This window comes from uncultured Agitococcus sp. (assembly GCF_937920075.1).
In the GTDB taxonomy this organism is placed as follows: domain Bacteria; phylum Pseudomonadota; class Gammaproteobacteria; order Pseudomonadales; family Moraxellaceae; genus Agitococcus.
The window spans coordinates 1-2,302 of sequence record NZ_CALETI010000147.1 but is presented as its reverse complement, the minus strand read 5'-3'; the positions used below and the strand labels follow the sequence as shown (position 1 = coordinate 2,302).

Below are 2,302 nucleotides of genomic sequence, written 5' to 3'. Positions count from 1 at the left end.
TATGTTAATCATGCTGTGGTAGTGGATTATCAATGGTTAAGCCAAGCGCAAATGATGGATGGTTTAGCCCTTGGTGAAAGTACACCAGGTCCATTGATTATGATTGTTGCTTTTGTGGGTTTTGTTGCAGGGTGGCAACAGGCTTTAGGCAATGATCCTTTGCTTAATGCCATGATTGCCTCAAGCTTTGCGACGTTTTTTACCTTTTTGCCGTCATTTATTTTTATCTTTTTAGGTGCGCCTGTGGTTGAAGCCACTCGACACTTACCTAAACTTCATGCACCGTTAACGACTATTAGTGCCGCGATTGTAGGAGTGATCGTTAATTTAGCCTTATTTATGGCCTATCATGTATTTTGGCCTCAAGGTTGGCAACAAACTGGCGATTATTTAGCGATATTGTTATTTGCACTCGCTTTTATTGGTTTAATTCGCTTTAATGTCAGCATAATCTATTTATTAATGATATGCGCCACACTTGGTTTTGTGGTAAAAACTTATTTATGATATTGAGGATTAATGCCTCATCACGATAGAGAGAAATTCATGGAAAACCAACAAACTAGCCTAGAAAATCATAAAATTTTAGTTGTTGATGATGATGTTCGTTTACGTACCTTATTGCAACGTTTTTTAGAAGAGCAAGGTTATATTGTCAAAGCCGTACCTGATTCTATTCAAATGGATAGAACCTTAGCGCGTGAATTATTTTCACTCATGGTCTTAGATTTTATGCTACCCGGTGAAGATGGTTTAGCGATTTGTCGGCGTTTACGTGCCGCCAATAATCATTTGCCAATTATTATGCTCACCGCACGCGGCGCAGATGCCGACCGTATTAGCGGCTTAGATGCTGGCGCAGATGACTACCTACCCAAACCGTTTAATCCACAAGAGTTGTTAGCGCGCATTAAAGCGGTATTACGCCGCCAAGTGCGTGAGTTACCGGGTGCGCCGTCTCAACAAGCCGAAACGGTCAGTTTTGGTGATTGGGAACTCGATCTATCCACCCGTCAATTTCGTAAAAATGGTGAAGATGTCCCTCTCACCACAGGTGAATTTGCCGTTTTAAAAGCCTTAGTACAACATCCGCGTGAGCCGCTCACTCGTGATAAATTAATGAATTTAGCGCGTGGTCGTGAATGGGGGGCAATGGAGCGTTCGATTGATGTGCAAGTGTCACGTTTGCGCCGTTTAATTGAAGAAGACTCCACCAAAGCGCGATATATTCAAACGGTTTGGGGTGTGGGCTACGTGTTTGTGCCTGATGGAAAAGAGTAATCAGCATGGCTTACTGGTGGGCTAAACTTAAACCCAAAAGTGCTGTTTGGCGTACAACCTTAGTGATTAGTATTGTCGTTTTATTTAGCCAATACTTGTCATTGGCCTTTTTTTGGTGGAATTTATATCTGCCAGAAATGCGCCAGCACGCCCACTATGTTGCGGTCAATTTGTCTTTGTTGCGTAATGCCGAAGATGATGTATTACAAAATCCACAAGCCCTCGAAATGCAAGCATGGATCGAAAAAGCAACAGGCATTGAGGTGGTGCGTAACCCCGAAGAGTTTCCCACACTAAAAAGCAAACCCTTTGCCGAGTTTTTTACCCAAGAATTAGAAGAACAATTACGCCGTGAACTCAACGAACCGATAGACGTATATTTTGAATTTAAACCCACCCCTCAATTGTGGATGTATATTCCGTCCATGAAGGATGTGTGGGTGCGTGAGCCTTTACTATTTTTTGCCCAATACAACCCATTTATTATTATTGCTTGGGTGATTGGTGTGCCAATTATGGCCATTATTGCTATTGTGATTTTAGTACGGCAACTAAATCGACCATTAAAACGTTTAGAATTAGCTGCTCGTCGAGTTGCTAAAGGCCAACATGCGACCATGCTCGAAACCAAACGCGGCCCTTCGGAAATTCGAGCAGTGAACGCTGCTTTTAATCAAATGACTCTCGAAATTCAACAAGCTGCCAAAGATAGAACGGTGATGCTGGCAGGGATTTCACACGATTTACGCACTCCCCTCACCCGTTTACGTTTAACAGCCGAGATGATGTCTGATAAAGAATTAGCCGAAGGCATGATTTTAGACATTGAAGACATGGATGCGATTTTAGAACAATTTATTGCCTTTATGCGTGATGGTTCGGATGAAGCCCTTGAGCCGTGTGATATTAATGGTATTTTGTCGGAAGTAGCCGCCCAATTTTCACAACAAACCGCCATTGAATTTGAACCCACCCCACAACTCCCTCTGATTGCCGTTAGACGTACCGCGATTAAACGTTT

General features: G+C 42.7%; 3 protein-coding genes. All 3 read left to right on the top strand.

Going from position 1 to position 2,302, the window contains the following annotated elements; genetic code table 11:
* Positions 1-507: chromate transporter (locus tag Q0212_RS05530; RefSeq protein ID WP_297923394.1), on the top strand; the 507-nt coding region annotated here is incomplete at its 5' end.
* 39 nt (positions 508-546) lie between these two features.
* Positions 547-1,281 (top strand): two-component system response regulator OmpR, encoded by a 735-nt coding sequence (gene ompR / locus Q0212_RS05525; protein ID WP_297923392.1) that lies wholly within the window; start codon positions 547-549, stop codon positions 1,279-1,281.
* 5 nt (positions 1,282-1,286) lie between these two features.
* On the top strand, positions 1,287-2,302 hold a 1,016-nt coding region (locus tag Q0212_RS05520), incomplete at its 3' end, for a HAMP domain-containing protein (RefSeq protein ID WP_297923390.1).

Excerpts from the sequence above, each read along its gene's own strand:
- ompR (WP_297923392.1), top strand. The coding sequence starts at position 547 with ATGGAAAACCAACAAACTAGCCTAGAAAATCATAAAATTTTAGTTGTT.